Annotated in this window: 5 protein-coding genes; all 5 read right to left on the bottom strand. The window is 72.1% G+C overall.

The features are described from left to right. A partial coding sequence (locus tag ACFE86_RS14265) for a hypothetical protein (RefSeq protein WP_375455988.1) occupies positions 1–215 on the bottom strand: 215 nt, incomplete at its 3' end. 15 nt (positions 216–230) lie between these two features. Continuing rightward, positions 231–440 (bottom strand): hypothetical protein, encoded by a 210-nt coding sequence (locus ACFE86_RS14260; RefSeq protein ID WP_375455987.1) that lies wholly within the window; start codon positions 438–440, stop codon positions 231–233. A gap of 29 nt (positions 441–469) precedes the next feature. Beyond that, positions 470–988: a TIGR02594 family protein gene (locus ACFE86_RS14255; protein ID WP_375455986.1), complete on the bottom strand. Its 519-nt coding sequence runs from the start codon at positions 986–988 to the stop codon at positions 470–472. Positions 989–1,081: 93 nt separating this feature from the next. Next, positions 1,082–1,978 carry a DNA cytosine methyltransferase gene (locus ACFE86_RS14250; protein WP_375455985.1) on the bottom strand — a complete coding sequence of 299 codons (897 nt, stop codon included), beginning with the start codon at positions 1,976–1,978 and terminating at the stop codon, positions 1,082–1,084. Positions 1,979–2,029: 51 nt separating this feature from the next. Next, positions 2,030–2,590, bottom strand: coding sequence for a hypothetical protein (locus ACFE86_RS14245; protein WP_375455984.1), 561 nt, complete (start codon positions 2,588–2,590; stop codon positions 2,030–2,032). Positions 2,591–2,641 lie beyond the last annotated feature (51 nt).

The raw sequence follows: 2,641 nt of genomic DNA, 5'->3' as shown, positions 1-2,641 counted from the left end.
TGGCCGTCGTCGTCGCGCAGCCGGCCAGGGTCGGCATCGCGAGCGCGAGCAGCGCGACGAGCAGCCAGCGCCTCGTCGATCCGGTCATGGGCAACCTTCAACGAGTCGGCGACCTCGGCCGCGCGCCCGGCCTCGACTAGCCCGCGATTGCGGACCTGCTCGGCGATCGCCAGCGCGAGCGCGACGAGCGCCCGGGCGAGACCGAGCCAGGACACGGCGGCAACTCGGCGTCAGCCGATACGGCGGGTCGCGGCGATGCGGCCCCAGAGCGAAACGAGGCCGCCGATGCCCGAGGCGACCAGCGCAGCCGTCTCGACGATCTGCGCCTGCTGCTCGGGCGAGATCGCGTACCCGAACAGGCCGGCGAGCGCCGCCAGTACGGCGATCGCGCCGCCCCAGACGCCCTTCGAGGCAAAGATGGATTTGGTGTCGGTCAGCATGATGGTGCTCCTGCGGTGTGAGGTGGAAGTCAGGCGGCGCGGGTCTCGGGCGTGCCGGCCTTTCGCGCGAGCCGGACCGGGCCAGCGCCAGCCGGCACCGGGATGCCCTTGGGCCAGCGGTAGGAGACGAGCCGGCCATCGGCGCGAATGAGCCGGCTCTTCGGGAACCAGCCGCGAGCCACCCCATCGTTCTGGTTGGCGCCGAGCAGCCGGACGTGGGTGTCGTCCTCGCCCTCGTAGATCCCGACATGCCCCTGCCAGGGCACGGGTGGGCGCGCGATCACCACGATGCAGCCCGGCACAGGCGCTGCCAGGCGGATGCCCCACTCGAGGAAGGAGCGGGCGTTCGGGCGGGAGGTGCCCGGCACGCCGGCGCGGGCAAGCCAGCCGTTCAGGCCGATCGCGCACCAGGGCGTCGTCTCGTCCTTGACCCAGCCGAAGCCGCCGTCGCGGAACAGCTTCATGACGCGGGGGTCGTTCGCCGGTCCCGGCGCCTCGCGGATGCCGAGGTCTGCCAGTGCCTCGCGATGCCACGCTACCCGTTCCATGCTGTTGCTCCTGCGGTGCGAAAAAGCGGCTCCTGTCGGGCCGGGAGTCGGCTGCGAGCCGTGCAACGGCGTCAGGCCGTCGTCGCGAAAAGGTCAGCCGGGACGGCGTCCGGCATCGGCGTCGAGCCGAGCGCGAAGAGCCCGGAACGCATGCGCCGCCACCAGCGGCACCACGCCGTTGCCGAGGAGGCGCAATCGCTCGATCCGGTCGGTGTTCGTGGGTGCGCCTCCGACCATCCCGGCGGCCAGCCCATGAGCGCCTCGACGAAGCGCGGGTTCAGTGCCCGGCTCTCGCTCGAGCCATCGTCGCCAGCCGTCCCGGTCGTCAGGACCTGGCGGCCAAGCAGGCGGTTCACCGGCGTCACGGTCGAGACGAGGTAACCGTCCTTCCCGTCGCGCGCCGTCGGCGTCGCCCAGAGCTTCGCCATCCGGTCGAGCCCTGCCTCGTCCCGCCGGTCGCCGCCGCGCGAGCGGAAGTTCTCCGTCGTCGGAGTCGGCCAGCCGTTCGGCGAGGATGAAGAGGCGCTGTCGCCTGTGAGGCGCGCCAACCTCAGCCGCCGTGAACAGTCCCGCCGCAAGCCGGTAGCGAAGGCCGACCAGGTCTCGGGCGACCTCGGGAAAGCCGAGGGCGAGATGATGGGCGACGTTCTCCAGGAAGACGAGGTCGGGCTCGACCTCCCCGACGACGCGGGCGACGTGCGGCCATAGGTGTCGCTCGTCGGCCTCGGCCCGCCGTTTCCCGGCGACCGAGAAGGGCTGGCAGGGATAACCGGCAGTGACGCAATGAACGCGGCCACGCCACGGGCGGCCGTCGAAGGTTCGCAGATCTGACCATAGAGGCGCCGGATGGAGGAGGTCCTCGTCCATGCGCGCCGCCAGGACGGCGGCGGCATAGGCTTCGATCTCCACGTGGCAGACGACGCGAGCAGCCGGGACCGCCAGTCGCAGGCCGAGATCGAGTCCGCCGCCTCCGGAGCAGAGGGACAGCACGTGGCAGGCACCAGGACCCACAAGGCCGCCTCGGCAGGATGAGGGTTGCGGTCAGATCGGGCCGGCAAGCTCGTCGAGAGCCTGGCGGACCTCGCGGTCGATCAGGTCGAAGCAGGCGCGCTCGTCGCTCTCGGCCGCCACCAGCGGCGAGAGCCGCGAGGCGAGGTTGAGCAGCGCGTCGCGCACGATGCGGGCGCGGTTGAAGGCGGCGACCTTGACCTCGTCGGCATCGACGAAGCGGCCGGCCTCGACCTTCGCCTTTAGCTCGAGCAGACGGCCCTTCTCGACCTCAGTCTTGGTGCGCGCCTTCAGCAGCAGCGTCGGCAGGTCCGACGAGCCCGGCATGGCCGTGTCGCCGAACGCGAACGGTCGCGCCGTCGGCGCCGGTCGCGAAACGGCCGGGGGCACCGGACGGGCCGGTGCCGGAGCAGGCTCGATCCTGTTCGCCCGCCGCGCCGGCTCGCGCGTCGCGGCCAGGATGCGGTCGGCCTCGTCCGGGTCGATCCGGCCCTGGCCGTCGACCGGCAGCTTTCCGTCGCGGACGAGCCGGCTGACATAGGAGCCGGAGACGCCGATGCGCTGCGCGTATTGCCGGGCCGAGATGCGGGCCATCCTCGGCCCTCGCGTGAACGTCGGGGTCGGCGTGAACCTCGCGCCGTCAGG

The sequence above is a fragment of the uncultured Methylobacterium sp. genome, assembly GCF_964244095.1.
Taxonomy (GTDB): domain Bacteria; phylum Pseudomonadota; class Alphaproteobacteria; order Rhizobiales; family Beijerinckiaceae; genus Methylobacterium.
This window is presented reverse-complemented; position numbering and strand designations above follow the sequence as displayed.

Bases quoted from the DNA above. Each gene is read 5' to 3' on its own strand.
- ACFE86_RS14255 (WP_375455986.1), bottom strand. From the start codon at position 988: ATGGAACGGGTAGCGTGGCATCGCGAGGCACTGGCAGACCTCGGCATC.
- ACFE86_RS14245 (WP_375455984.1), bottom strand. From the start codon at position 2,590: ATGGCCCGCATCTCGGCCCGGCAATACGCGCAGCGCATCGGCGTCTCC.
- ACFE86_RS14260 (WP_375455987.1), bottom strand. From the start codon at position 440: ATGCTGACCGACACCAAATCCATCTTTGCCTCGAAGGGCGTCTGGGGC.